The sequence below is a fragment of the Streptomyces sp. NPDC051576 genome (assembly GCF_040681835.1).
GTDB lineage: Bacteria > Actinomycetota > Actinomycetes > Streptomycetales > Streptomycetaceae > Streptomyces.
The window spans coordinates 176,929-201,685 of record NZ_JBFAZO010000012.1 but is presented as its reverse complement, the minus strand read 5'-3'; the positions used below and the strand labels follow the sequence as shown (position 1 = coordinate 201,685).

General features: G+C 70.7%; 25 protein-coding genes and 2 tRNA genes. 17 read left to right on the top strand and 10 right to left on the bottom strand.

Annotated features, from left to right (window positions below; translation table 11 throughout):
- The first annotated feature begins 15 nt into the window (after positions 1-15).
- Positions 16-795, top strand: a complete 780-nt coding sequence (locus AB0M63_RS34460; protein WP_366022103.1) for a class E sortase — start codon at positions 16-18, stop codon at positions 793-795.
- 10 nt (positions 796-805) lie between these two features.
- Here AB0M63_RS34460 and AB0M63_RS34455 read toward each other — a convergent pair whose 3' ends face one another.
- Positions 806-2,203 (bottom strand): MFS transporter, encoded by a 1,398-nt coding sequence (locus AB0M63_RS34455; RefSeq protein WP_366022102.1) that lies wholly within the window; start codon positions 2,201-2,203, stop codon positions 806-808.
- Positions 2,204-2,272: 69 nt separating this feature from the next.
- On the opposite strand from AB0M63_RS34455, the gene AB0M63_RS34450 reads away from it, so the two are divergent.
- The 4 genes from AB0M63_RS34450 to AB0M63_RS34435 all read left to right on the top strand — a co-directional run bounded on the left by AB0M63_RS34450 (position 2,273) and on the right by AB0M63_RS34435 (position 4,867).
- Positions 2,273-2,800, top strand: a complete 528-nt coding sequence (locus AB0M63_RS34450) for a helix-turn-helix domain-containing protein (RefSeq protein WP_355913400.1) — start codon at positions 2,273-2,275, stop codon at positions 2,798-2,800.
- A gap of 60 nt (positions 2,801-2,860) precedes the next feature.
- Positions 2,861-3,151, top strand: coding sequence for a DUF6412 domain-containing protein (locus tag AB0M63_RS34445; RefSeq protein WP_355913403.1), 291 nt, complete (start codon positions 2,861-2,863; stop codon positions 3,149-3,151).
- A 71-nt stretch (positions 3,152-3,222) separates the two neighbouring features.
- Positions 3,223-3,879 (top strand): membrane protein insertase YidC, encoded by a 657-nt coding sequence (gene yidC, locus AB0M63_RS34440; RefSeq protein WP_366022101.1) that lies wholly within the window; start codon positions 3,223-3,225, stop codon positions 3,877-3,879.
- A 130-nt stretch (positions 3,880-4,009) separates the two neighbouring features.
- Positions 4,010-4,867 (top strand): fumarylacetoacetate hydrolase family protein, encoded by an 858-nt coding sequence (locus AB0M63_RS34435; RefSeq protein ID WP_355913409.1) that lies wholly within the window; start codon positions 4,010-4,012, stop codon positions 4,865-4,867.
- 70 nt (positions 4,868-4,937) lie between these two features.
- Here AB0M63_RS34435 and AB0M63_RS34430 read toward each other — a convergent pair whose 3' ends face one another.
- A complete protein-coding gene (locus AB0M63_RS34430) occupies positions 4,938-5,456 on the bottom strand; it encodes a heme-degrading domain-containing protein (protein WP_355913412.1) in 519 nt (172 codons plus the stop codon).
- Positions 5,453-6,532, bottom strand: a complete 1,080-nt coding sequence (locus AB0M63_RS34425; RefSeq protein WP_355913415.1) for a Gfo/Idh/MocA family oxidoreductase — start codon at positions 6,530-6,532, stop codon at positions 5,453-5,455. The genes AB0M63_RS34430 and AB0M63_RS34425 overlap by 4 nt, the downstream gene beginning before the upstream one ends.
- A 92-nt stretch (positions 6,533-6,624) precedes the next feature.
- Between AB0M63_RS34425 and AB0M63_RS34420 the strand changes: the two genes are divergently transcribed.
- From AB0M63_RS34420 to AB0M63_RS34410, 3 genes are all read left to right on the top strand, one after another.
- A complete protein-coding gene (locus AB0M63_RS34420) occupies positions 6,625-7,758 on the top strand; it encodes an ROK family transcriptional regulator (RefSeq protein WP_366022100.1) in 1,134 nt (377 codons plus the stop codon).
- Between the two features lie 137 nt (positions 7,759-7,895).
- Entirely contained in the window at positions 7,896-8,681 is a 786-nt protein-coding gene (locus AB0M63_RS34415; RefSeq protein WP_366022099.1) for an LPXTG cell wall anchor domain-containing protein, read from the top strand.
- Positions 8,682-8,713: 32 nt separating this feature from the next.
- On the top strand, positions 8,714-8,884 hold the full coding sequence (locus tag AB0M63_RS34410; RefSeq protein ID WP_366022098.1) for a hypothetical protein: 171 nt from the start codon (positions 8,714-8,716) through the stop codon (positions 8,882-8,884).
- Here the strand turns inward: AB0M63_RS34410 and AB0M63_RS34405 are convergent.
- Complete coding sequence (locus AB0M63_RS34405; protein WP_355913568.1) at positions 8,830-9,609, bottom strand: HAD-IIA family hydrolase; 780 nt, start codon at positions 9,607-9,609, stop codon at positions 8,830-8,832. The genes AB0M63_RS34410 and AB0M63_RS34405 overlap by 55 nt on opposite strands.
- Positions 9,610-9,759: 150 nt before the next feature.
- Here AB0M63_RS34405 and AB0M63_RS34400 point away from each other — a divergent pair, with 150 nt between their 5' ends.
- A complete protein-coding gene (locus AB0M63_RS34400; RefSeq protein ID WP_355913427.1) occupies positions 9,760-10,335 on the top strand; it encodes a hypothetical protein in 576 nt (191 codons plus the stop codon).
- A 6-nt stretch (positions 10,336-10,341) separates the two neighbouring features.
- On the top strand, positions 10,342-11,025 hold the full coding sequence (locus AB0M63_RS34395; protein ID WP_366022097.1) for a class F sortase: 684 nt from the start codon (positions 10,342-10,344) through the stop codon (positions 11,023-11,025).
- A gap of 268 nt (positions 11,026-11,293) precedes the next feature.
- On the opposite strand, the gene AB0M63_RS34390 is transcribed toward AB0M63_RS34395, so the two are convergent.
- Positions 11,294-12,043 (bottom strand): ANTAR domain-containing protein, encoded by a 750-nt coding sequence (locus AB0M63_RS34390; RefSeq protein WP_366022096.1) that lies wholly within the window; start codon positions 12,041-12,043, stop codon positions 11,294-11,296.
- 152 nt (positions 12,044-12,195) lie between these two features.
- On the opposite strand from AB0M63_RS34390, the gene AB0M63_RS34385 reads away from it, so the two are divergent.
- Positions 12,196-13,224, top strand: a complete 1,029-nt coding sequence (locus AB0M63_RS34385) for a glycoside hydrolase family 6 protein (protein WP_366022095.1) — start codon at positions 12,196-12,198, stop codon at positions 13,222-13,224.
- Here the strand turns inward: AB0M63_RS34385 and AB0M63_RS34380 are convergent, their stop codons facing one another.
- The 4 genes from AB0M63_RS34380 to AB0M63_RS34365 form a co-directional block, all read right to left on the bottom strand.
- Positions 13,225-15,159, bottom strand: coding sequence for a kelch motif-containing protein (locus AB0M63_RS34380; RefSeq protein WP_366022094.1), 1,935 nt, complete (start codon positions 15,157-15,159; stop codon positions 13,225-13,227).
- Positions 15,156-17,120 (bottom strand): glycosyltransferase family 2 protein, encoded by a 1,965-nt coding sequence (locus tag AB0M63_RS34375; RefSeq protein ID WP_355913442.1) that lies wholly within the window; start codon positions 17,118-17,120, stop codon positions 15,156-15,158. The genes AB0M63_RS34380 and AB0M63_RS34375 overlap by 4 nt, the downstream gene beginning before the upstream one ends.
- A gap of 315 nt (positions 17,121-17,435) precedes the next feature.
- The gene (locus AB0M63_RS34370; RefSeq protein WP_355913445.1) at positions 17,436-18,149 is read right to left on the bottom strand and encodes a FadR/GntR family transcriptional regulator; all 714 of its coding nucleotides are present in this window, start codon (positions 18,147-18,149) and stop codon (positions 17,436-17,438) included.
- A gap of 296 nt (positions 18,150-18,445) precedes the next feature.
- Positions 18,446-18,519, bottom strand: a tRNA-Lys gene (locus AB0M63_RS34365).
- A 177-nt stretch (positions 18,520-18,696) separates the two neighbouring features.
- On the opposite strand from AB0M63_RS34365, the gene AB0M63_RS34360 reads away from it, so the two are divergent.
- The 6 genes from AB0M63_RS34360 to AB0M63_RS34335 all read left to right on the top strand — a co-directional run bounded on the left by AB0M63_RS34360 (position 18,697) and on the right by AB0M63_RS34335 (position 24,578).
- The gene (locus AB0M63_RS34360) at positions 18,697-20,028 is read left to right on the top strand and encodes a peptidoglycan-binding protein (protein WP_366022093.1); all 1,332 of its coding nucleotides are present in this window, start codon (positions 18,697-18,699) and stop codon (positions 20,026-20,028) included.
- Between the two features lie 63 nt (positions 20,029-20,091).
- A complete protein-coding gene (locus AB0M63_RS34355) occupies positions 20,092-21,240 on the top strand; it encodes an SPFH domain-containing protein (protein ID WP_366022092.1) in 1,149 nt (382 codons plus the stop codon).
- 98 nt (positions 21,241-21,338) lie between these two features.
- Positions 21,339-21,944 carry a lytic polysaccharide monooxygenase gene (locus AB0M63_RS34350; RefSeq protein ID WP_366022091.1) on the top strand — a complete coding sequence of 202 codons (606 nt, stop codon included), beginning with the start codon at positions 21,339-21,341 and terminating at the stop codon, positions 21,942-21,944.
- 80 nt (positions 21,945-22,024) lie between these two features.
- Positions 22,025-22,483, top strand: a complete 459-nt coding sequence (locus AB0M63_RS34345) for a DUF3592 domain-containing protein (protein WP_366022090.1) — start codon at positions 22,025-22,027, stop codon at positions 22,481-22,483.
- Positions 22,484-22,523: 40 nt separating this feature from the next.
- Positions 22,524-24,140 carry a long-chain-fatty-acid--CoA ligase gene (locus AB0M63_RS34340; RefSeq protein ID WP_366022089.1) on the top strand — a complete coding sequence of 539 codons (1,617 nt, stop codon included), beginning with the start codon at positions 22,524-22,526 and terminating at the stop codon, positions 24,138-24,140.
- Positions 24,141-24,179: 39 nt separating this feature from the next.
- The gene (locus AB0M63_RS34335; RefSeq protein WP_366022088.1) at positions 24,180-24,578 is read left to right on the top strand and encodes a hypothetical protein; all 399 of its coding nucleotides are present in this window, start codon (positions 24,180-24,182) and stop codon (positions 24,576-24,578) included.
- Positions 24,579-24,669: 91 nt separating this feature from the next.
- Here the strand turns inward: AB0M63_RS34335 and AB0M63_RS34330 are convergent.
- Positions 24,670-24,743: transfer RNA gene (locus tag AB0M63_RS34330), tRNA-Lys, on the bottom strand.
- Positions 24,744-24,757: the final 14 nt, after the last annotated feature.

Genomic DNA, 24,757 nt, shown 5'->3' with positions numbered 1-24,757 from the left:
CTTATGGTGCCGCCCATGCGGGTCCCCGTCGTGCAGCACCGCAGCCGTCGACGCCGTGCGCTGCGCCGACGCGCCCTGTGGACCGGCGGCGAGTTCCTCGTCACCGCCGGGGTCGTCCTGCTGCTCCTCGTCGTCCACCAGTTGTGGTGGACCAACCGCGAGGCCCGCCGCGGCGCCGAGCATCAAGTGCAGGCCCTGGAACGGCAATGGGCGACATCGGCGCCGACAGTGACAGCGACATCGACACCGGGCGCCAGCGGTAGCCCGTCCGCCAACACGCATACGACCGACGGCAGTTCACCGCGCCGGACCACCACCGGGGCCGACGGCACCGGCCCCCGCCCCTCCCAGGCCTACGCCATCCTCACCATCCCCCGCCTCCACCTCCGCGTCCCGATCGCGGAGGGCGTCAGCAAGAAGAACGTGCTCAACAAGGGGTACGTCGGCCACTACCCCGGCACCCAACAGCCGGGCCAGGCAGGGAACTTCGCGCTCGCCGGGCATCGCAACACCCACGGCGAACCGTTCAGGTATCTCCCGCGACTGCGGCTCAAGGACACCGTCCTGGTCGAGACGAGCGCGGCCACCTACACGTACACCGTCGACAAGATCCTGCCGCAGACCTCCGCCGCCGACTCCGGCGTCATCCGGCCCATCCCGCGCTCGATCGTCAAGCCCGCCTACGGCTACAGCAGCCCCGGCTACTACGTCACCCTCACCACCTGCACCCCGGAGTTCACCTCCAAGTACCGCATGGTGGTGTGGGGCACGCTCACCTCCACGCGACCCCGGTGAGACAGGTGGTTCACGCCCGCTCCCGCAGCACCACCACACTCCCCGCCGCCAGCACCGCGAGCCCCGCCGACACCGCCATCGCGATGTCCGCGCCGTGCGCGAGGCCGCCGCTCGTCGAGGTGGCGATCGCGATGGTCAGCGCGACTCCGGCGCAGGAGCCGATGTAGCGGAAGGTCTGCTGTGCGCCTGAGCCCATCGCGGCCCGGGCCGCCGGTACGGACTCCACCGACAGCAGGGGCAGCGCGGCGTTCAGCAGGCCGCTGCCCACACCGGCGATCACCAGGCCCGGCAGCAGCCGTACCCAGGAGCCGGAGTCCAGCGCGCCGAGCATCGTCAGGACGCCGGCCGCGTGCAGCAGGAAACCCAGGGCGAGTTGGTGCCGGGAGGAGACGCGGCCCGCGAGGCGGCGGGCCTGGAGGGCGACCGCGAAGGACAGCCCGGACCAGAGGAGGAACAGCCACGCCGTGTCCATCGCCGACAGGCCCAGCGTCTGCTGCAACAGTGCCGGCAGGAAGCTGAACAGGCCGATCACCGCGAAGCCCGTGAACAGGCCGCCCGCCGAGGAGGCCAGGAAGGGGCGGTGGCGCAGCAGACCCAGGTCGATCATCGGGGTCGCACCCCGGCGCTCCACCAGCGCGAAGACGCCGACGAGCAGCACGGCCGCCAGCAACAGCAGGCCCACCGGTGCGCGCAGCCAGCCGTCGCGGCCCAGGGTCAGGGCGGCCACGAGGGCGACCAGGGCGAGCCCGAAGGTGACCGCTCCGGCCAGGTCGGGGCGTCCGCCCCGTGGCGCGCGGGACTCGGTCAGCGTACGGACGCCGAGGGCGGCCACGACGAGCGTGGCGGCGCCCAGCACGCCGTAGGCCACCCGCCAGTCGGGCATCGCGCCCGTCACCAGCGGGCCGAGCGCTATGCCGCCGCTGACGAACGCGCCCCACACCCCGGTCGCGTGCAGGCGTCCGCGCGGGGTCGGGAAGGCGTGCACGATCAGGCCCAGGCCGCTGGCCAGGAGCGCCGCGCTGGAGGCACCCTGCGCGATCCGGGTCAGGGTGAACAGCAAGGTCGAGGAGGTGAGCGCGGAGAGCGCGGTGGTGATGCCGAGCGCGAAGGTGCCGGCGAGGAAGATCCGGCGGCGGCCGTAGTCGTCGGCGAGGCTGCCGGCGACCAGGAGCAGCGCGGCCAGGCCCAGCGGGGTTCCGTTCAGCAGCCAGGCCTGGGCGGAGAGCGGGGTGTGCAGGGCGGCGGCGATGTCCGGGAGGGTGACCATCGGCGCGGTGTACGTCATCAGCGCCACGGCGGTGGCGGCGCTGGTCAGGGCGAGGGTGGCGCGGGGGCGCGGCGCCTCCGGCTCGGCGGTCCGGGGTGTCGCGGAAGCCTCAGTGAGGGTTCGCTCATTGAACCTAGTCATGTGGAGTACCGTAGCACTGTAGGTTCATTCATTGAACTTAGATGTCGAAAACTGGCTAAGGTGGAGGGCATGGCACTGGGCAAGGACTACGTGACACAGGAGTGCTCGATCGCCCGGGCACTGGAGGTGGTCGGCGAGCGCTGGACACTGCTCGTCATCCGCGACGCCCTCTACGGCGTACGGCGCTACAACGACTTCCTCGTGCACCTGGGCATCCCGCGCGCGGTCCTCGCCGCCCGCCTCCAGGCGCTCACCGCCGAGGGAATCCTCGAAAAGCGCCGGTACCAGGAGTCCCCGCCGCGCGACGAGTACGTGCCGACGGACCGCGCGATCGCCCTGTGGCCGACGCTGCGCTCACTCGGCCGCTGGGGCCGCGAGCAGTTCGACGAACCCCAGCTCCGCTACTTCCGGCACGCGGACTGCGGCACCGAACTCGGCCCGTACGGCGAGTGCCCCGCCTGCGGGCTCGTCGTCCCCGCCGGGGACGTCCTCATGGAGCCGGGCCCCGGACTCAACCAGGACCCCGCGGATCATGTCAGCCGGGTCTTCCTCAAGCCGAGGCGACTGCTCCAGCCGATCGAGACCGACCCGGCATAGCCGATCAGGTATAACGGGGGGTACGAGAACGGCAGTTGATCGAGGGGGAGTGGGCAGCCGATGATCCGTGGTCGCGCCGCCGCGCTGCTTCTCCTGCTGCTTCTCCCGCTCGTGCTGGCGGACACCGGCAGCCTCCCGGCCACCGTCGCGCTCGCCGCGACCGGCACCGCCCTCGCCCTCTCCGCCCTCCTCACCTCGCGCTGCGCGCCCGCCGTACCGCCCACCCGGGTCCGTACGGCCATCCGCGACCGCGCCCGCCGCACGGCCTTCCTGCCGCAGCGCGACCCCGACGCCTCGGGCCGGCCACGCCCCCGAGCCCCCGGACGCACCCTCCGGACGACCACCGCGTAACGCGTTCCCGCGCGGGTCGTCACATCGCCATGCCCCATTCCGGCACGACGAGACCCACGGAGGGCTCACCCATGTCCGTTCTCACCCACGTCGTCGGCCAACTCGCCGACCTGCTCCACCCGTTGTTCGGCCCGTCCGCGGTCGCCGCGGCGATCGTCCTGTTCACCGCTCTGGTACGACTCCTCGTCCATCCCCTGTCACGGGCCGCGGCGCGCGGACAGCGGGAGCGGGCGCAACTCCGGCCGCAGGTCGTCGAGTTGCAGAAGCGGTACGCGAGGCAGCCCGAAAAACTGCGGGCGGCCGTACTGGAGTTGCACGCCGACGCGAAGGTGTCACCGCTGTCCGGACTGCTGCCCAGCCTGCTCCAACTCCCGGCGTTCTTCCTGCTCTACCGCCTGTTCTCCGGTGGCGGTGACGGCCTGCTCTCCCACCGACTGCTCGCCGCGCCCCTCGGCGGACGGTGGGCCGACGCGCTCGCCGGGGACGGGGTGTTCGGGCCGGCCGGGCTCGTCTACGTCGGGCTGTTCCTCGTCGTCGCCGCGGTCGCGACCTTCACCTGCGTCCGTGCCCGGCGGACGGTCGTCGACGGTGGCGCGGTCGCCCGGGTGCTGCCTTTCGCGTCCTTCCTCACCCTCGTCACCGTGTCGGTGGTGCCGCTCGCCGTCGCCCTCTACGTGGTGACCAGCACGGCCTGGAGCGCGGTCGAGCGGGCCCTGCTGTACAGCTGAGCGGCACGATGACGGTCCAGTCCGTGAACCGGGTATTGCGGACTGGACCGTGAGCTTGGAGGATCGACCAGTCCTCCGATGGCTGCACCCGTCGGTCGACGGCCCGCACGATCGATGGAGATGGTGGAACATGAAGCTGCTGCGAGTCGGTACGGCGGGGGCGGAGCGGCCCGCGCTGCTCGACGCCGAGGGGACCCTGCGGGACCTGTCCGGCCTCGTCCCCGACATCGACGGACCGCTGCTGGCCGACACCGCCGCGCTCGGCCGGATCCGGGCCGCCGCCGACGCCGGGGAACTGCCCGCGCTGGACGCCGACGGGCTGCGGGTCGGGCCGCCGCTGGCCGGGATCGGCAAGGTCGTGTGCATCGGGCTGAACTACCACGACCACGCCCGCGAGACCGGCGCCGAGCCGCCCGCCGAGCCGGTCGTCTTCTTCAAGGCGGCGGACACGGTCGTCGGGCCGTACGACACCGTGCTCGTCCCCCGCCGGTCGGTAAAGACCGACTGGGAGGTCGAACTGGCGGTAGTCATCGGACGTACGGCCCGCTATCTGTCCTCGCACGAGGAGGCGCTCGCGCATGTCGCCGGGTACGCGGTGGCGCACGACGTGTCCGAGCGGGAGTTCCAGATCGAGCGGGGCGGGACCTGGGACAAGGGGAAGAACTGCGAGACGTTCAACCCGCTGGGGCCGTGGCTGGTGACGTCCGACGAGGTGCCGGACCCGCAGGCCCTCTCGCTGAAGCTCTGGGTCAACGGCGAGCTGAAGCAGGACGGCACCACCGCCGAGCAGATCTTCCCGGTCGCCGAAGTGGTGCGCTACGTCAGCCAGTTCATGACCCTGTACCCCGGGGATGTCATCAATACGGGGACGCCGGCGGGGGTCGCGCTGGGGCAGCCCGAGCCGAAGCCGTTCCTGCGGGCCGGGGATGTGGTGGAGCTGGAGATCTCCGGGTTGGGGCGTCAGCGGCAGGAGTTGAAGGACGCGTGAGTCCGACTGGCTGAGCGGCGCGGCCAGTCGGCGCAGACGGAGGGAGCCGCAGGTCAGTTCCGGGCGCCGGTCACTTCTTCTGGTCGTCGTCCAGGAACTGCTCCAGCGCCGCCACGACGAACCGGTGGTCCTGCAGCTGCGGCAGTCCGCTGACCGTCACCGTGCCGATCACGCCGACGCCCTCGACCGTGATCGGGAACGAGCCGCCGTGTGCCGCGTACTCGTCGGGGTCAAGGCGGGAGGACTCCTCGAAGGTGCTGCCCTTGGCTCGGAAGCGGGTGCCGACCAGGTAGGAGGCCGCGCCGAAGCGCTCGACGACCCTGCGCTTGCGGTCGATCCACGCGTCGTTGTCGGGGGACGAGCCCGGCAGTGCCGCGTGGAAGAGCTGCTGACCGGCGCGGCGGATGTCGATGGCGACCGGGGCCTGGCTCTCGCGGGCGAGTTCCACGAGGAGCGAACCCAGGGCCCAGGCGTCGTCGTAGGTGAACTGCCGGAACACCAGGCGGCGTTCCTGCGCTTCGAGTTCCTCGACGGTCGGGGTCAGCTCCGGGGCGATCCGCTGGGTGATCGCGGGCTTGTGCTGGGTCACAGGGTCACCGTCACTCCGTCGCGAGCCGAGCGGCGCGCGGCTTCCAGTACGTCGAGGGCGGCGGCCGCCTCCAGGGCGGTCACCGGGTTGGGGGCGCCGTCACGGAGGGCGGCGGCGACGGCCGCGTAGTAGGCGGGGTAGTCGCCGGGGAGGGTCGGCTCGGGGCGGCCACCGCCGGTGAGGGGGGACTCGCCGGCGCCGACCCGGCCGTAGAGGGACTCGGGTTCCTCACCCCAGCCGGGCCCGGGGCGCCTGCCGTCCCGCAGATCCGCCTCCTGGGGGTCGAGGCCGTACTTCACATAGCCCGCCTTGGAGCCCAACACCCGGAAGCGGGGGCCGAGTTGGGCGGTGGTCGCGGAGACGTACAGGTGCGAGCGGACGCCGTTGGTGTGGGTGATCGCGATGAACGTGTCGTCGTCCGTCTGCGCGCCCGCGCGGCGGATGTCCGACTCGGCGTACACCGAGGCGGCCGGGCCGAAGAGGGCCAGCGCCTGGTCCACGACATGGCTGCCGAGGTCGTAGAGCAGACCGCCGATCTCCGCCGGGTCGCCGGACTCGCGCCAGCCGCCCTTGGGCTGCGGGCGCCAGCGCTCGAACCGGGACTCGAAGCGCCATACGTCGCCCAGCTCGCCCTCGGCGAGGAGCCCCCGCAGGGTCAGGAAGTCGTTGTCCCAGCGGCGGTTCTGGAAGACGGAGAGGAGGAGGGAGTGCTCCTCGGCGAGCGCGGCGAGCGCGCGGGCCTCGGCCGCGGTGCCGGCGATCGGCTTGTCCACGACGACCGGCAGTCCGGCCTTCAGGGCGGTGGTGGCGAGGGTGACGTGCGTCTTGTTCGGGGACGCGACGACGATCAGGTCCAGGTCATCGGCGCGGTCGAACAGCTCGTCCGGGCTCGCGGCGAGGCGGACGTCCGGGAACTCCGCGCGGGCCTGTTCCTGCCGCTCCGGGTTCGAGGTGACGACCGTGTCGAGCGCGAGGCCCTCGGTGGCGGCGATCAGCGGGGCGTGGAAGACGGAGCCCGCGAGGCCGTAGCCGACGAGGCCGACGCGGAGGGGTGTGCGAGTCGTGCGTCCAGTCATGCCGTCCACTTTGGCAACGCTGTTGCCAAAGTGCAAGTGGCGGGGACAATGGGGGTGTGAACAGGGAGCGGGGCGGGAGAGTCGGAGTGGGCGTGACGGGCACAGTCGGGGCGAATCTGCTCGCCGTCCGCAGTCACAACGCCGCGCTGGTCCTCGACCTGCTGCGCAGGGCCGGCGCGGACGGGATCAGCCGGCTCGAACTCGCCGAGCGCACCGGCCTCACCCCCCAGGCCGTCAGCAAGATCACGGCCCGGCTGCGCGAGTCCGGCCTCGCCACGGAAGCGGGCCAGCGCGCCTCCACCGGCGGCAAGCCGCGCACGGTACTGCGCCTGGTACCGGAGGCCGGCCACGCGGTCGGCGTGCACCTGGACCGGGACGAGCTGCGGGTGGTGCTCGTGGATCTCACCGGGGCGGTGGTGGGGGAGCGGGGCGCGTCGCTGGATCTGGGGGCGGGGGGTGGGGTGGTCGTGGAGGCGGTGGCTCGTGAGGTGGAGGGCATCGTGCCGGAGGTCGCCGGTGCGGCGGGCGCGCGTCCCGGGTCCGCCACTCTCCCCGCCCCCGGCCACCTCCTCGGCGTGGGCGTGGCCCTCCCCGGTCCCCTCGATCACGCGCACGGCGTGCTGCACCGTGTCACCGGCTTCCCCGAATGGGACGGGTTTCCGTTGCGGGACGCGCTCGTGGGGCGGCTCGGGATGCCGGTCGTGGTCGACAAGGACACCAATGCGGCCGCGCTGGGGCTGGCCGTGGGTGGGGAGGGCGGGTCGTTCGCCTATCTGCATCTCGGGACGGGGCTCGGGGCAGGGCTGGTGATCGGCGGGGGCGTGCACCGGGGCGCGCGGACCGGGGCCGGTGAGTTCGGGCACCAGGTGATCCAGCTCGACGGACCGCAATGCGACTGCGGGAACCGGGGTTGCATCGAGGCTCTGTGCCTGGCCGCCGTGGCGCGAGGCGACCTGGCCGAGGCGGCACGGGTGCTCGGCACGGGCGCCGCGAACCTCGTGGGCCTCCTCGACATCGACCTCGTCCTGCTCGGCGGCCGCACTGTCACCGCCGACCCGGAACCCTTCGTGCACGGCGTCGACGCCGTCCTCATCGAACACGCCCACCGCGAGGGGGCGCGCGAGGCCGCCGTGCCGGTACGGGTTGCCTCGGGCGGGGGGCGGGTGGTTGCGGAGGGGGCTGCGCAGTTGCTGCTGGGGCCGCTGTTCGGACGGGCGGACGGGTAGGCGGCCGTACGCGACCCGTGGAACCAGGAGCCCCTCCGCCGAACAGGCGTCCCCTCGCCCCCGTTCGAGGCATTCGAGGCCCGCGCCCGGCACGGCACCCCCGATCCACAGCCCCTGCCCTGCACGCTCATGTGTTTATGCGACTGCCCCTGAGACTCCGCCCCCAGCCCCTGTCCCTCTGCCTCGCCGCAGCCGCCCCCCTGCTCCTCCTCCCCACGCTCACGACCCCGGCGCACGCGGCGGACCGCACCCCCGCCTGTGCCGCCCCCGGCGCCCGCGCCTTCCCCCTCACCACCCGCATCCACGACGGCCCCGACAGCTACGGCGCCGGTGGTGGCTACGGCACCTGGTATATCGACCTCACCAACACCACCACCCGCCGCTGCACCGAGATCCACCCGGTCGTCGTCCTCGTCGACGAGCGGCACGCGCTGAAACCGGCCGAGCCCAGACTCGACTTCTACGACGGCACCCACCCGCGCCCGCACCCCGTGCACTTCGCCAGGACCGACGAGGCCGAACTCGTCGGCGCCTTCGACGACGGCTTCCCGGGCTTCACCGTCGACCCGGGCAAGACCCTCACGGTGAAGGTGCGCCTCGCGCTCGCCTCCGACGCCGTGGCGAACGAGATCACCGCCAACGCGGCCGTCGTACAACGCCATGCCGACGACGGCGACTGGGTCGGCCAGTCGAACGACTACCGGTTCGATGTGGAAGCCGATCCGGCCGCGCCGTCCGATGCCGCCACCACTCCCACCGCCTCCGCGGCCACCCCCGCCCCCTCCACCACCCCCGCCGAAGACCTCTCCTTCGCCGACGAACTCGCCCGCACCGGAATCGGCACCGGACATCTCGTCCTCGCCGCCATCTCCGCACTCCTCGTCACCGCCGGCGCCCTGCTGCTGACCCGGAGGCGCCGATAACGCGGGCTCGCCGCTTCTGCGACGATCTCCGCGTGGACTGTCCGAACGACCAGGCCCCCGGCGCGCACGACGCCGACGCGCTGCGGTCGGCCGGGGCGGCCCAAGTCCTCGACGAGTTGGGGCAGTTGACCACCCTGGACCGCAGGTGTCAGACCAGGTCGACGATGTCCGCGATGGAGTCCACGACCTTCGTGGGGCGGTAGGGGTAGCGGTCGAGGTCGTCCTTGGTCGTCAGCCCGGTCAGCACGAGGAAGGTCTCCATCCCGGCCTCAAGACCGGCCAGGACATCCGTGTCCATGCGGTCGCCGATCATGGCGCTGGTTTCCGAGTGCGCGCCGATGGTGTTCAGCGCGCTGCGCATCATCAGGGGGTTCGGCTTGCCGACGAAGTACGGCTCCTTGCCGGTGGCCTTGGTGATCAGCGCGGCGACCGAGCCGGTCGCGGGCAGGGCGCCCTCGGGGGAGGGGCCGGTGTTGTCGGGGTTGGTGGCGATGAACCGGGCCCCGTTGTTGATCAGCCGGATCGCCTTCGTCAGGGCCTCGAACGAGTAGGTGCGGGTCTCGCCCAGGATCACGAAGTCGGGGTCCACGTCGGTCAGCACGTATCCGGCGTCGTGCAGCGCCGTCGTCAGTCCGGCCTCGCCGATCACATAGGCGGTGCCGCCGGGGTGCTGGTTGTCCAGGAAGGCGGCGGTGGCCAGGGCCGAGGTCCAGATGTTCTCCACCGGCACTTCGAGACCGATGCGGTTCAGCCGGGCGTGCAGGTCGCGCGCGGTGTAGATCGAGTTGTTGGTGAGGACCAGGAACGGACGTCCGGTCTCCCGCAGCTTCTTGATGAACGCGTCCGCGCCGGGCACGGGGATGCCCTCGTGCATCAGCACCCCGTCCATGTCGGTGAGCCACGATTCGATGGGCTTGCGCTCTGTCATGGGCGGGCACTCCTGCTGCGGTACGCGGGCATGTGTGGTGGCCATGCTATGCACTCCCGGTACCACCTCCCCCGTTCGGCCCAATCGGGCGCCGCCAGGGATGCGCGGGCGGGTGCCGAGGAGGAGTCTCCAGATATCTGGAGGTTCACGATGGGTTCACTGAAAATCACTCTCTGTGCAGGCGTGGCGGTCCTCGCGGCGCTCACCCCGACGGCGTACGCGGCGTACGCGGCGGACGGAGGCGCTGTCACGGTGACCCCCGCCTCCCCGGCCCCCGGCGCCGAGGTCGCCCTCAAGATCAGCGGCTGTGCGGGTACGACGGGCTCGGCTGCGTCGGCCGCGTTCGTCGCCGACGCCAAACTGGTCGGCACGGCCGGCACCCTCGCCGGTGAGACCCGGGTGCGCGGCTCGCTGGAGCCGGGCAGCTACGACGTGAAGATCACCTGCGGGAGCGTCACGGTGAAGGGCGCGATCACGGTCGTAGGAGACGCGTCCCAGTCGCCGTCGGCGCCCCCCTCGGCCCCCGTCACCCCCGCCTCCCCGGTCGCTCCCGTGCACGCGGGCGGCGGCGGTACGGCACACCTGTCCTCCGCCGCGGACGCCGTGGACGTCCGTGCGGCCGGCCCCGGTACAGGGCAGGCGGTGGTCGGGCTGCTGCTGGCCGGTGTCGCCGCGGCGACCGTCATCGTGCTGCGCGGCGCCCGCCGGAGCCGCAGGACGGACTGACGACCCATGTTCGATCACGACAGGCCCTCCGAGCACGAGCGTTCCTCCGGTACGGGTCGTCTGCTGACCGGTGTGGCCTGGGCCGTGCTGCTGCTCGGCCTGTGGCTGTGGGGGCAGGACCTGACCGACATACGGCAGGGCATATCCGGGCCGACGACCGGTGACGTGGCGGCGGTCGGACGGCCCCCCGAGGCCGAACTGCCGCCTGCCGCACGGCCATTGGGGGACGCGCTGCCCCAGCGCATCGACATTCCCCAACTGGCCGTGCAGGCACCGGTGGTGGCCCGCCCGCTGGACGCGCAGGGCGCGATCGACCCACCGCCCTTCGACCAGCCGGGCGTGGTCGGCTGGTACGGCGGCGGGGTGCGGCCCGGGGCCGCCGGGACCGCGCTGCTGGTCGGGCATGTCGACACCGAGACCCGGCCCGCCGTCTTCTACAAGCTCAGCACGCTGAGCCCGGGCCGCGTCATCCGCGTCATCCGTGACGACGGCAAGGTCGCCGAGTTCACCGTCGACGACGTACGCGTCCTGAGCCGCGACCACTTCGACGCCCAACAGGCCTACGGCACCCGGAAGTCGGGCCGCGCCGAACTGCGCCTGATCACCTGCGGCGGCACCTTCGACCGCGCCGACCGCAGCTACACGGCGAACGTGATCGTCTCCGCCTACCTCACCGGAACCGGCCTCTGACTCCGACACCACCTTGCCCGGCCGACGACCCGCTCCCCCCGAGGTCGCCGACCGGGCTGGTCCTCGACCGCGCGCGCACGGGCTGCGGGAGTAACCCGGCGGACGGCGCGGGAGGCTTGGAAAACACCGTGCTGGAGGGTGTGGAACGACCCGGGGCCGGGATCGTTCGAGACGACTGTAGAACGAATGAGCGCCCGGGCCTAGAGGGCGAATGACGCCATGTCCCGGTGTGGTGGCTCCCTGTCATATGCACAGGTGGTTCACGGTTCTACGGGCCCGTCAACTCGGTGTCGTCCAGGCTCCGTTCGATCACCGCCCGCGCCACCCGGTCCAGCGGCAGCCGGTTGCGCCGCGCATATCCACGCAGCACCACGAACGCCTCGTCGGTACCGGTTCCCCAGCGCTCGGCGAGCATCCCCTTCGCCTGCTCGATCCGCACCCGGCTCGACAACGCCTCCTGCAACTGCCCCGCCAGCGAACGGTGTTGGGCATACGCCCGGTGGTTCTGCAGCCCCAGTCCGACCGCGTCGGCCAGCGCCTGCGCCACCATCAGCTCCGAACCGCCCCCGTCCGGACCGCCGTTGGGCAGGGCCGGCACGAACACGTTGAGCGCGCCGAGCAGGGTCTCGCGTCGGCGCACCGGCACCGCGAAGGTCGACACGATGCCGTGCCGCAGCGCCCGCTCGGTGAACTCGGGCCAGCGGGCGGCCGCGTGGGCCACGTCGATCGACACCGGCGGGACGGCGCGACCGGAGCCGTAACTCTCCAGACAGGGGCCGCCGCCCTGCTGGGCCGCCAGCAGATCGAGCGCCATCTCCTCCCGGCGGCTGCTCCCGGCCAGCGACACCGCCTCGCCGCCGTCGATCAGCATGACCCCGGCCGCCCGCGCCGCCAGCAGCTCCACGCAGTGGTCGGACAGCCGTCGTAGATAGTCCGCGGTGTCGAAGGTCTCGGTGAGGGTGTCGGCGGCCTCCACCAGCGCCGCGGCGAGTCGGCCCTCTCGGCCCGTGTGGTGCATGACGGCCACCTTCCCCTGCCCTTGGGACCGAGCGCCTACCCGGAGCGGCGGAGGTGTAACAGCCCGCCGACAACACCCCGGGCGTTCTCGTGGGCGGCACGCCACCTATGTCACGATTGAGCCTTGGATCGGTACAGCCAAGGGGGAGTTGGATGTACGGCAGCCAGGGGGCCCCGGTTCCCATCGGCACACGGACGTCGGCGCTGGTCCTGGGGGCCGCGCTGCTGCTCGCGGGGTGTTCCTCCTCGGGGGGCGGGGACAAGGAACCGGACGCGGGCGCGAGGATCAGCCAGCAGCCCACGGGGGCCGACCCGATCTGGGTCAACCCGGACACCAACGCGGCCCGGCAGGTCGCCGCCTACGCCAAGGCCGGCAAGACCGCCGACGCGGCACAGATCAGGAAGATCGCCGAGCAGCCGACCGGCGAGTGGATCGGCCCGGAGAACCCGAAGGCCGAGGCCCAGGGCTTCACCGAGGCCGCCGACAAGGCAGGCCGCACCGCGCTCCTGGTCCTCTACGACATCCCGCACCGCGACTGCGGCCAGTACTCCCAGGGCGGCGCGGGCGACGGCGACTCCTACCGCGCCTGGGTCGACGCCGTCGCCCAGGGCATCGACGACCGCTCCGCCACGGTGATCCTCGAACCGGACGCCCTGCTCCACCTGGTGGACGGCTGCACCCCGGCCGAGTACCAGGACGAGCGCTACGACCTCCTGAACTACGCCATCGGCAAGCTCAAGTCCCTGAAGAACACGAAGGTCTACCTGGATGCCGGTAACGCAGGCTGGGGCCACCCCGACGAGATCTACCAGCCCCTCCAGCGAGCGGGCATCGCCAAGGCCGACGGCTTCGCGGTGAACGTCTCCAACTTCTACTCCACCCAGGACTCCATCGAGTACGGCAAACAGCTCTCCGCGAAGGTCGACGACAAGCACTTCGTCATCGACACCAGCCGCAACGGCAAAGGCCCGTATACGGCCGGCGACGCCGACGAGAACTGGTGCAACCCCCCGGGCAGGTCCCTGGGCGAGACCCCGACGACGAAGACCGCCGACCCCCTGGTGGACGCCTACCTGTGGGTCAAGCGCCCGGGGGAGTCGGACGGCACGTGCAAGGGCGGCCCCAAGGCGGGCCAGTGGTGGGCGAGTTACGCACTCGCCCTGGCCAAGTCCAGCCAGTGATCAGGGGACTTCGACCCACACCGCCTTGCTCGGTGTCCCCTGGTCGTCGTCCACGAACAGCATGTACCACCCCGCCTGCACCAGGTTCCGGTCCTTCGGCACCGTCACCGTGACCTTGTTGCCCGAGGTCTTGAAGTCCAGCGCGATCGACCGCTGATCCACATCGGTGACATGCGTGGACGCGCTGGGCCGGATCAACCGCACCTTCTTGATGGACGACGCGTGCTGCGAGGTGAACGTCCCCGAGGCCCCGAGCGCGATGCTCTTCGGTCCCCCGGACAGATCGGGCCGTGAATCGCGGTACAGATAGGGCGGGGTGTAGATCTCGATGCGCTGCTCGAACACCCCCGGCTTCGTGTTCGCCTTGTCCGCGTACAACGGATTGGACCCGAAGAACATCACCCGCCCGTCCGGCAGCAGGATCGACCCGGAGTGGTAGTTCCGCCCCACCAGCGGATCGGCGACCTCCTCGAAGGTGTTCGTGTCGGGGTGGTAGAGCCGCGCCTGGAGAATGTCGGAGTCGCCGCGCCCCCGATAGTCCTCGGACCCGCCCGACACCAGCACCGTGTCGTCGGGCAGGACCGACGTCTGCGGATACCGGGTCCCCTTCTCCAGCGAAGGCCCGTCCACGAAGCGGGGGTCGGCGTCCTTCAGATCGACCAGCCGCGTCTTGTTCGTGGACAACTTCGACTCCCCGACCCCGCCGCCCCCGATCACCATGTACTTCTCGTCCTGCGCCGGAGGCAGCAGCACGGTCGCCGAGGTCTCCAGCATCTTCGGGTCGCTGAGCCCGGGCACCTTGGTGAACTGGTTGGTGTCGACATCCCAAATGCCGGGATCCCGGCCCACGTTGTCCGGTCCGTATCCGGCGTTCGACCCCGAGTAGAAGAGCTTGCCGTTCTCCGTCAGGAACAGCGCCGGATACGTCGGGAACTGCCGCTTCGTCTTCGTGTACGTCCACTTCTTGGTGGCCGGATCGAAGATCTCGTTCTTGCCCGGCACCAACTGCCCGATGTCGTCGAGCCCGGAGACGCTGAGGACCTTCCCGTCGCTCAGCGTGGTGAGCGTCGGATACCAGCGGGCCTCGTTCATCGGATCGACCTTGATGTACTTCTCGGCGACCGGATCGAACTCGTAGGCGTTCTTGATCCCCTCGAAGTCCCGTTTGTCGAGGCCGAACTTGTTGCCGATGCCGTACGTGTTGCGCTCGTCGGCGCCGGTCAGCCCCTGGACGCGGTAGTTGTCCTGGGCGCCGGTCTCGTATGTGACGCCCTCCTTGGGCGCCTCCACGACGACCCGGGCGTAACCGGGGTTGTTCCGCAGGAACTTGCCGGTCTTCTTGTCGAACACCTTGGTCGCGCGCGGGATGAGGACCGAGTCCGTGGACACGAACGACTTGCCGTTCGTCTTGCCGGTGAACCTCGTGCCCTGGGGCAGGGTCATCGGTTTGTCGGGGTTCTCGTTGTAGAGGATCATGACGCCGCCCGCCTTCTTGACGTCGCCCTTGAGCTTCTCGTACTTCTTGGTGCCGCCCGCGATCAGCAGATTGCCGTTGGCGAGCTGGGTGTGGCCCGTGCAGAACAGGTCGGCCGGGGTGGGCACCTTCTTGATGGTGCCCTTGACCGGGTCCCAGATCCGGGTGTCGAACTTCTTGGCATCGAAGTTGTCCTGGTCGTTGCCCGAGCCGGCGATGAGCAGCACCTTGCCGGTGCGCAGCAGCGCCGCGTGAATGGTGTCCTGCCGGTACTCCTTGGGGAACTGGATGATGTCCCAGTGCCCGTTGTCGGCTTTGTACTCGGGCTTGTTGATGACGTACTGGTGGTATCTCTCGGTGCCGAATCTGTACAGCCAGGGTCCGTTCATCCCGGCCAGGGCGAGTACGACCACCGTGCTGATCGCGAGTCGACGGGCACGGCGCCGGCCGGCTTCCTTCATTCCTTACGACCCCCCACTCCACCGAGCCCACCGAGCGCGATCTGCATGGTCTGCTCGTCGCCGCCGCTGTCCGACGCCGTGGCCGTGGCGGCGGGCACCCAACTGGGCCGCTGCTGCGGGACATGCGGGGCATACGGGACGGCGTCCTGGGGCTCGGCCGGCAGGACGGAAGGTGCCTTCTTCTCCTGGCGCAGCATGTACCGCCAGGCGAGGATCGGCGAGGCGGTGATCAGCAGGGCGAACGTGGCCCAGGTGATCATCGCCGGGTGGGAGTGCCCGTTCTCGAACCCGGCCACCAGCGAGCCGCCGAAGACCAGGATGAAGAACCAGTGCACCCGGAACGTCCCGAACAACGTGTCGGGGCTGGCCGAGTCGCCCTTGGGCGTGACCACGAACCTGCTCCTGCGGCGCAGTAGGGCGTCGAACAGCGAGCGGGCGTAGATCGGCGCCGAGAGCGCCGACATCACCATGCCGGCGACCCCGCCCGACCCCTCGGGCTCGTGCGGGGAGACGTTGTGCCGCCGGTTCCAGACGTAGAGGCCGATCTGGAGCGCGGAGGCGTTGCCGTAGAGCATCAGCCACACCGTCGGGTCGATGTTCACGCCCGATGCGCCCAGGCCCAGGAACAGGGCGCAACTCAGCGCGGCCAGGATCCAGTTGAGGGCGGACATCGGGTAGAAGATGATCATCATGGTGTAGTTGAAGAGCTTCCCCGGAGGCATCGAGAAGAAGCCCTTCCAGTACTGCTTGAGGATCGTCTCGTACGTCCCGCGGGACCACCGGAGCTGCTGGGTGAAGAAGTCCGTCCAGGCGCTGGGCCCTTCGCCGACCGCGAGCACGTCCGGTGTGTAGACCGACTTCCACCTCTTCCCGGTGGCGGGGTTCTTGGCCCGGTGCATCTCGAAGCCGGTGGCCATGTCCTCGGTGATCGAGTCGTACAGGCCGCCGATCTGCTGAAGTGCCTTGATCCGTACGGCGTTTGACGTGCCGACGAACATCGGTGAGCCGTAGCGGTTGCCGGCCCGCTGGATCAGGGCGTGGAAGAGGAACTGCTGCGACTCGGCGGCCTTGGTGACCGGGGTGTCGTAATTGCCGTACACCTGCGGGCCGATGACGAAGCCGACGTCCGGGTCGCGGAAGAAGCCGAGCATCCGCTCCAGGTAGTTGGGCAGCGGCACGTGGTCGGTGTCGACGGAGGCGAAGTAGTCGTACTCGGACCCGTGGGCCTCCAGCCAGGCGTTGTAATTGCCGTGCTTGGTCTTCGCGCGGTGCGGCCCCTTGGGCTGGTTCCAGCGCTCAACTCCCTTGCGGGTGAAGTGATGTACCCCGAGCCGCCCGCACACGGCCTTGACCTCGGGATCGTCGCCCTCGTCGAGCAGCCACACATGCAGCAGACCCCGGTGGCGCAGCCGCATGGCCGCCTCCAGGGTCTTGGTGACCATCTCCAGGGGTTCCTTGCCGGGCACGAACGTCGTGATGAACGCGACTCTCGTGCCGGTCTCGGGCACCACCGGGACCGGGTCGCGGGCGACCAGCGTGGCGTGCGCGTTCGACAGCACGTTCATGCAGCGGAAGAACTCGATCAGACCGATCGCGACCAGCATCACGATGTCCAGCGCGGGCAGGAAGTCGTAGGCGGGATAGTCGCGTTGGGTCCAGTGCGCGGGCCGCATCAGCCAGCCGAGCAGCACCAGGGAGAGCAGCGGCGCCGCGCCCAGCATGAGCGCGGCGCGGATCCGGTGGGTCTCCTGGGAGAGCAGCGAGCGGTACTGGACCTTGTACGGCTTGTCCGGGGCGGGCTGGGTGAGGGGTCCCGCCAGACGGCTGTAGTGCTCGTAGTCGTATCTCGGAAGTGTCTTCTTGATCCGGCGGAAGCTGCCGGTCGGGTGTCCTGGGACTCTGAGTTCGGTGGTTTGTGACGGGTCGAGGTTCTGCCGGGCGCCCGTCGGCGTCGACGTCATGAGTCATCCCCCCACACGCACAGGAGCGCGTGTCTGTTCGTCGCGGCCGCCCGTCAGGGTCCCCCTCGACTCTCGACGGGCGTGTCAGTGGTGGCCACAGTCACCACACAGTCCACTCACGGAGACATGGCACTGCGACCGTCCGGTTGCGGAATGCCCCCCTCGACATCCGTTCCTGGGCGGGGCCCCTCCTCCCCGCGAAACCGCGCAACCGGTTCCGTACCCCCTCAACTGCCGTGTATCGACAGCATCTTCAAAACCAGGGTTCTACGGTGTTCAGCTTGATCGCAAGAGACGAAACGCGGTGTTTACCGGTCATACGCGTTCATTGGGGCGCGTGTGGGGATCATGTGGAGCCGTTGTGGACAGTCTTGTGCGCACGTTGTCGAAGTGTTCTCTTATGGCGTTCTCGGCGCGTTTCGCATCTCCGGACCGGACCGCGTCGAGGATCGCCCGGTGCTGGCGGCAGGTGACCTCGGGGTCCTGCGGGCCGGCCGCGAGATCGGTGTGGACGCGGTGGAAGGCGTCCCAGAACGCCTCCAGGACCTCGCTCAGCAGCGCGTTGTCCAGCCCCCGGTAGAGGGTGGCGTGAAAGGCGCGGTCGGTGGCCGCGAGCCCGACCCCCTCGGCGGCCTCCCGCTCCATCCGGGCCACCAGCGCGTCCAGTTCGACGAGGTCCCGCTCGGGCAGCCGCCCCGCCAGCCGGGCGACGAGCCCCGACTCCACCGCCTCCCGCAGTTCGAGCAACTGCAGCAGGCTGTCCTCGCCCCGGTAGTGCCCGACGACGGTACGGAACGCGAGGCCCTCGACCATCGGCGCGAGCGACATCGGGCCGACATACGTCCCGAACCCGTGCCGGATCTCGACGATCCCCACCGCCTGCAAGGCCTTGAGCGCCTCCCGCACCGAGTTCCGGCTCGCGCCGAGGAACACCATCAGCTCGGGCTCGGTCGGCAGCGGGGCCCCGGAGGGCAGCCGACGGTCGAGGATGAGCTTCTTGATCCGCTCCTGCAGGTCACGGGCTGCCATGGCCAGAGGGTATCCGGCCAAACGGGGGGAGAGCTGTGTTCCGCCCGGACGGATGTTCCCCAGGTGTTCCGCCCATGCGAAAGGCCCTCCGCAGTGCGAGGGCCTCCGGCGGAGCGAGGGGACTTGGGCTCCGGCCTGCCTGGCAAGGGGCGCCACCTCTCGGCCAGGGGTACCGGAGTGTCGGGGCGCGGGGGTGTGGGTGGCGGAGCCCCCGCGGCGCGCGGCGAAGCCGTGCAAAAACGACGATGGCGAGGCCGGTTCGCGCTTTCCGCGAACATGCCTCGCCATCGTCATCGTGCGCCGCCAGGGACTCGAACCCCGGACCCGCTGATTAAGAGTCAGCTGCTCTAACCAACTGAGCTAGCGGCGCGCGCTGACCTGCACAACTCTACCGGACGGCCGGGGGTGCTCCGGACCACCCTCCCCGGCCGCCCAGGGGCCGTCGTACATCATTCGGACCGTCAACATGCGAGTCCGGAAGACAGTTGAGAAACTGACGGACGTGCACGAGTGCGGAAATTTCCACCTGGAGTGTGAGGGGCATCGCATGGAGACTCCGGTATTCGAGGAATTCGAGCCCGCGAGCGATTGCGATTGCCCCGGATGTGTTCACCGGCGGCACGCCGAGCGGTATTCACCGACCGGTCGCGCCACGGCCCAGCGGGTCCTCGTCGTGGCGACCGCCGCGACCGCCGCCCTCGCCGCCGGGCACGCCGTACCCGCCCTCGCCGCTCCCCACGCCCCGGCCCACCCCGGCGTTCCCGCAGGTGACACGGGTGACGAACCCGCCACCCCGCAGGGCTCCAAGGCCCCGCTGCACGGCCCGAGCGGGAAACCGGCGAAGCCGGCCGGTGCCGTCAGAGTGCCCACCACCACCCGCGCCGAGATCATCAACCGGGCCAAGACCTGGATCGCGGCGCAGGTTCCGTACAGCATGGACGAATACTGGTCCGACGGTTACCGGCAGGACTGCTCGGGGTTCGTCTCGATGGCCTGGGGGCTGCCGGGGAACGAATGGACCGGCAGCCTCGACCAGTACGGGGTGCGTATTTCCAAGGAGGAACTGCAGCCCGGCGACATTCTGCTGTTCCACAATCCGGAGAACCCCGAGAAGGGTTCGCACGTCGTCATTTTCGGCGGCTGGACCGACTACACGCACACCTACTACATCGCCCTGGAGGAGACCCCCTCGCACGCCCGCCGCCAGTCCACGCCGTACGCGTACTGGAGCCACTCCGCCAACTACGTCCCCTACCGCTCCAAGGGCCTGGCGGAGAGCGCGGGGGACAAGCCCGCGGTGCCCCCGGTGACCCCGGCCGGGACGGGCACGCCGAAGTCGGGGTATCCGGGAGCGACGTATTTCGGCCCCGGCGCCAACAACAAATACGTCACCCAGCTCGGCACGATGCTCGTCGCCCGGGGCGCGGGCACCTACTACACCTCGGGTCCGGGGCCGCGCTGGTCGGACGCGGACCGGCGGGCCACCCAGGCGTTCCAGCGGGCGCAGGGCTGGACCGGCGCGGACGCGGACGGCCTGCCCGGCCCGCAGACCTGGGAACTCCTCGTCACCGGCAGGGGCCGGAGCATCGGCGGCACGCCCGTGGGAGCGGCGGGCCCGCCCGCCCCCGCCTCGCACGGCGTCCCCGGCTACCCCGGCCGGGGCATGTTCCGCCCGGGAGCGAACAACAAGTACGTCACCCAGCTCGGAAAACAGCTCGTGAAGAAGGGATTCGGCACGTACTACACGACCGGTCCGGGACCCCGCTGGGGTGAGCCGGACCGGCGCAACGTCGAGGCCTTCCAGCGCGCCCAGGGCTGGCGGGGCGGCGCGGCGGACGGCTACCCAGGCCCGGAGACCTGGCGCCGGCTCTTCTCGTAACGAAGCCCAGCACGCTCGACCCCACCCGTTGTGACGCATCTGGCGCGGAGGCTGGAGGCAACCATGAGTACGACGACCACTTCACAGACGCCCGAGAACGAGGAACCCGCAGGACCGCCCGTTGGGCCGCCCGAGGGGCAGACCCGTCCCGCGCGGCTCATCCAGAACGAGGCGACCACCGAGATCCCGGTCCACCTGCTGTTCCGCGACGACCCCGACCCGGCGCCGGTGCCGCTCAGGCCCGCCGTCGTGGCCCGCCGCCAGGGCACCGGCGAGCAGCCCCGCTTCCGCCGCCCGGTACCGGCCAAGCCGCGCCCGGCGCCGGAGGTCGACCCCGAGCTGGTGGAGCGGCCCGCCCGGGTGCTGCCCGGCACGGCGGGTGTGCTCGCCGGTGCCTGCGGACTCGCCGGCTGCCTAGCCACCTCGTGGTGGGCGGGCGTCCTGCCTCCGCTCGCGGCCCATGCGCTACGGCTGCCGTTCTACGCCGGCGCCGGACTCGGTCCCGCGCAGTGGGCGGCCTACGCCGGGGCGGGCGCGCTCGGTCTGTTCGGCTTCGGCGGGCTGGCCCGGGGCCGTACCGGACGGGCCTGGGTGCTCGGTCTGTTCGGCCGCTACCGGGGGACGGTCCGGCGCACCGGCCTGATGTGGGTCAACCCGCTGTTGCTGCGCCGCCGCGTCGACGTACGGCTGCGGCACTGGCGCGGCGAGCCGATGGCGGCCGCCGACGCGAACGGGGTCGCGCTGCGGGTCGTGGTGCTCGTGGTGTGGCGGGTGCGGGACACCGCGCGGGCCACGCTCGGGGTCGAGGACCACGAGACGTATCTGCGCGAGTGCGTGGAGGCGGCGCTGGCCCGGGTGCCGGTGGAGCCGCCGGGCGGCGGCGCGAAGGGCGCGGCCGACCTGGCCGCCGACGCGCTGACCCGGCTGGTCGCGGCGGACTCGGCGCCGGTCGGCATCGAGGTGTTCTCGGTCCGGCCGCTGCGCGTCGAGTACGCCCCGGAGGTCGCCGCGGCGATGACCCGGCGCCGTATCGCCGCGCTGGACGCGCAGCAGCGGGCGACGATGCTCACCTCGGTCGTCGACTCGGTGGAGGACACCGTCACCCGGCTGACCGTGCGCGGTCTGGTGGAGCTGGACGACTACGAACGCAAGGCGCTGGTCAAGGACTTGACGGTGGCGTTCTGCTCGGGGCGGGGGGAAGCGAGCCCGTGACTGGTATGGACACAGTCAAGTAGTGGCAATAATCTGGGACTTGGTCTAGACCTGCACGGCTCACGGAACTTCCCCACACGTTCTCCAGGAGCGGCAGCATGCGCAAAAAGACCAAGTGGTACGCCGCCGTGCTCGGGCTCACCACGGCCGGGGCCATCGTGCTCTCGTCCGGGGCCGCCAGCAGCCACGGCTACACCGACCTCCCCATCAGCAGGCAGAAGCTCTGCGCCAACGGCACGGTGACGAACTGCGGTGACATCCAGTACGAGCCGCAGAGCGTCGAGGGCCCCAAGGGCTTCCCGGCCGCCGGGCCCGCCGACGGCCAGATCTGCAACGGCGGCGTCAGCCGCTTCAGCCAGCTCAGCGCGCCGAAGACACCGTCGGGCGGCGCCTGGCCGACGACAAAGGTGACGGGTGGTCAGTCGTACACCTTCCGCTGGCAGTTCACCGCCATGCACGCCACCACGGACTTCAAGTACTACGTCACCAAGCAGGGTTGGAACCAGAACCACAACCTGGCCCGCTCGGACCTCAACACCACGCCGTTCCTCACCGTCCCCTACAACGGCCAGCGCCCGCCGGCCACCCTCTCGCACAGCGGCACCCTTCCGTCCGGTCTCTCCGGCCACCATGTGATCGTCGCGGTGTGGACGATCGCGGACACGGCCAACGCGTTCTACGCCTGCTCGGACGTCACGTTCTGAGCTTCGCTTGAGACAGTCCGGCGTCCCCCGGGGGTAGGTTCCCCACACCAAGCGGTACGTGCCTGACCTCGGGGGACACCATGGAAGCGCTGTTCTACATCGCACCTCTGCTCATCATCGCCATCGTGTCGCTCGGCGCGGCCGCCGTGATCCGCCGTTCGCGACAGGTCAACAGCGCCTGGAGCAGCGGGCTCACGGCCCAGGCGCGCTGTCTGCGGACGTACACGACGACCAGCGGCGGCGGGGACACCATGGTGTCGACGACACTGCACCACGTCTACGAGTTCACGACGTATCAGGGCGGGACCGTCCGGTTCGAGGAGCGGAACGGACCGGGGACGATCCTGGAGGGTGACATCGTCACCGTGTACTACGCGGCGGACCACCCTGAGCGGGCCACCGCCCACGCTCCGGCCCGCGGAAAGCTCGCGGCGGGGGCGGGCTGTGCGCTGGCGTTCTTCGGCGTGATTGTCGTCTTCTGCCTCGGGTTCATGCTCGTGGCTCACGAGATGTTCAGGGTAGGAGGCGATCTGCCGTAAGGCTCCACATCTGACGGTACGTCAACTACCGTGCGCCCCCATGGAGTCCACCAGGCGCACGGTCGCGGAACTCGTACAGGCGCGGTGGGGTGACCACCGGCCGGGCCTGTGGTTCGGGCAACGGGTGCTGAGTCACCACGAGGTGGCGGCCGGTGCCGCGGCCAGGGCGGCGCTGCTGACGGACCTGCTGCCGCCCGGCGCCGCACCCCATGTCGGTGTGCTGCTCGACAACACCCCTGAATATCCCCTGTGGTTGAGCGCGGCGGCCCTCGCGGGTGCGGCCGTCGCCGGCATCAACCCCACCCGCCGCGGCCCCGAACTGGCCCGCGACATCCTGCACACCGAGTGCCGGTTACTGGTCACCGAGCAAACCCATCTCCCCCTCCTCGACGGCCTCCAACTCCCTGGCATACACCTCCTGGTGACGGACACTCAGCCCTACGCCGACCTGATCGCCCCGTACGCGGGCACGCGACCGGACGCCTTCTCCCGCGCCACCCCCGAAGACCGCATCCTGCTCTACTTCACCTCCGGCTCCACCGGCGCCCCGAAGGCCGCGATCTGCACCCAGGGCCGCCTGGCCGCCGCAGGCCGCTCACTGGTCGACAGCTTCAAAGTCCTCCCGGACGACGTGCACTACATCTGCATGCCGATGTTCCACGGCAACGCGGTGATCGCCGACTGGGCGCCTGCGCTGGCGGCCGGGGCCGGGGTGGCGCTGCGGCGGCGGTTCTCGGCATCGCGCTTCCTGCACGACGTACGGGCGTACCGGGCCACGTACTTCACCTACGTCGGCCGGGCCGTGCAGTACATCCTGGCCACCGAGGAGCGCGCCGACGACCGGGACAACCCGCTGCGGATGGGCTTCGGCACGGAGGCGGGGGCGGTGGACGCGGCGGCGTTCGAGCGGCGGTTCGGGGTGCGGCTGGTGGAGGGGTACGGGTCCTCGGAAGGCGGGGCGGCGGTGCAGTGGTCGCCGGGGACGCCGGCCGGGGCGGTCGGGCGGGCGGCGCCCGGTCTCGCCGTACTCGATCCCGAGACGCACACGGAGTGCCCGCCGGCCGCCTTCGACTCGGCCGGCCGACTGCTCAACGGGGAAGAGGCGATAGGGGAGTTGGTGAACCGGGGCGCCAATCCCTTCGAGGGCTACTGGCGCAATCCGGAGGCGGACGCGGAACGGCGCCGGGCGGGCTGGTACTGGACCGGTGACCTCTTCTACCGCGACACCGACGGCTACCTCTACTTCGCCGGCCGCACCGACGACCGCCTCCGCGTCGACAGCGAGAACCTGGCCGCCGCGATGATCGAGAACATCGTCGCCCGCTACGAGGGCGCCGACGCCGTGGCGGTCTACGCGGTCCCGGACCCGGTCACCGGCGACCAGGTCATGGCCACCATCGCCGGCACCTTCGACCCCCTCGCCTTCGCGGAGTTCCTGTTGGCCCAGCCGGACCTGGGGACGAAGATGGCACCCCGGTTCGTACGGGTGGTGGACCGGATGCCGGTCACGGCCACCAACAAGATCCACCGGGCGGGGCTGCGGCGGGAGGGGCTCGCGTGCGCCGACCCGGTGTGGTGGCGGCCGCCGGGGGAGGCGGCCTACCGACGGCTGACTCCCGAGGACGCCGAAGGGCCCTTCGTTTCCACGAGCCGGTGATCGATACTCTGTGCCGACAGCTTCGGGGAGGGCATGTACATGCGGCACAGCAGGGGGAGTGCGCGAACAGCAGTGCAGGCAGCGGCAGTTGTCGTCGTCGCCGTCCTGATGAGCGGTTGTTCGTCGGGCGATCCGGCGCAGGCCAAGGAGTGGCAGGGGCTTTACTGCGCCAAGCTGGGGGCCTGGGAGAAGGCCAAGCGTGCCTCGGTGGCCAGTACGGCTGCCGCCGGTGACGGAGAGGACACGGGGTACGACATCGTCGCGTCGAAGGGCCGGGCGGCCATCGACGCCTCGAAGAGGCTCGACCGGGAAGGCCTCAACCACGGTGGCACCAAGATCCTCGACGACACCGTCAACGCGATCGGCGGCGACGCCGGGGCCGAGGGGCGTGCGGTGTCCTACTGCGACAGCGCGGGCTTCGAGGGTTCGGTCGGCTAGCGCTGACGCAGGGTGCTGGAAGGTGCGGTATCCGGCCCTGAAAACGACCAAGGGCGCCCTCCCCGAAGGGAGAACGCCCAGATCGCACATGTGCGCCGCCAGGGACTCGAACCCCGGACCCGCTGATTAAGAGTCAGCTGCTCTAACCAACTGAGCTAGCGGCGCATGACTCACGCCTT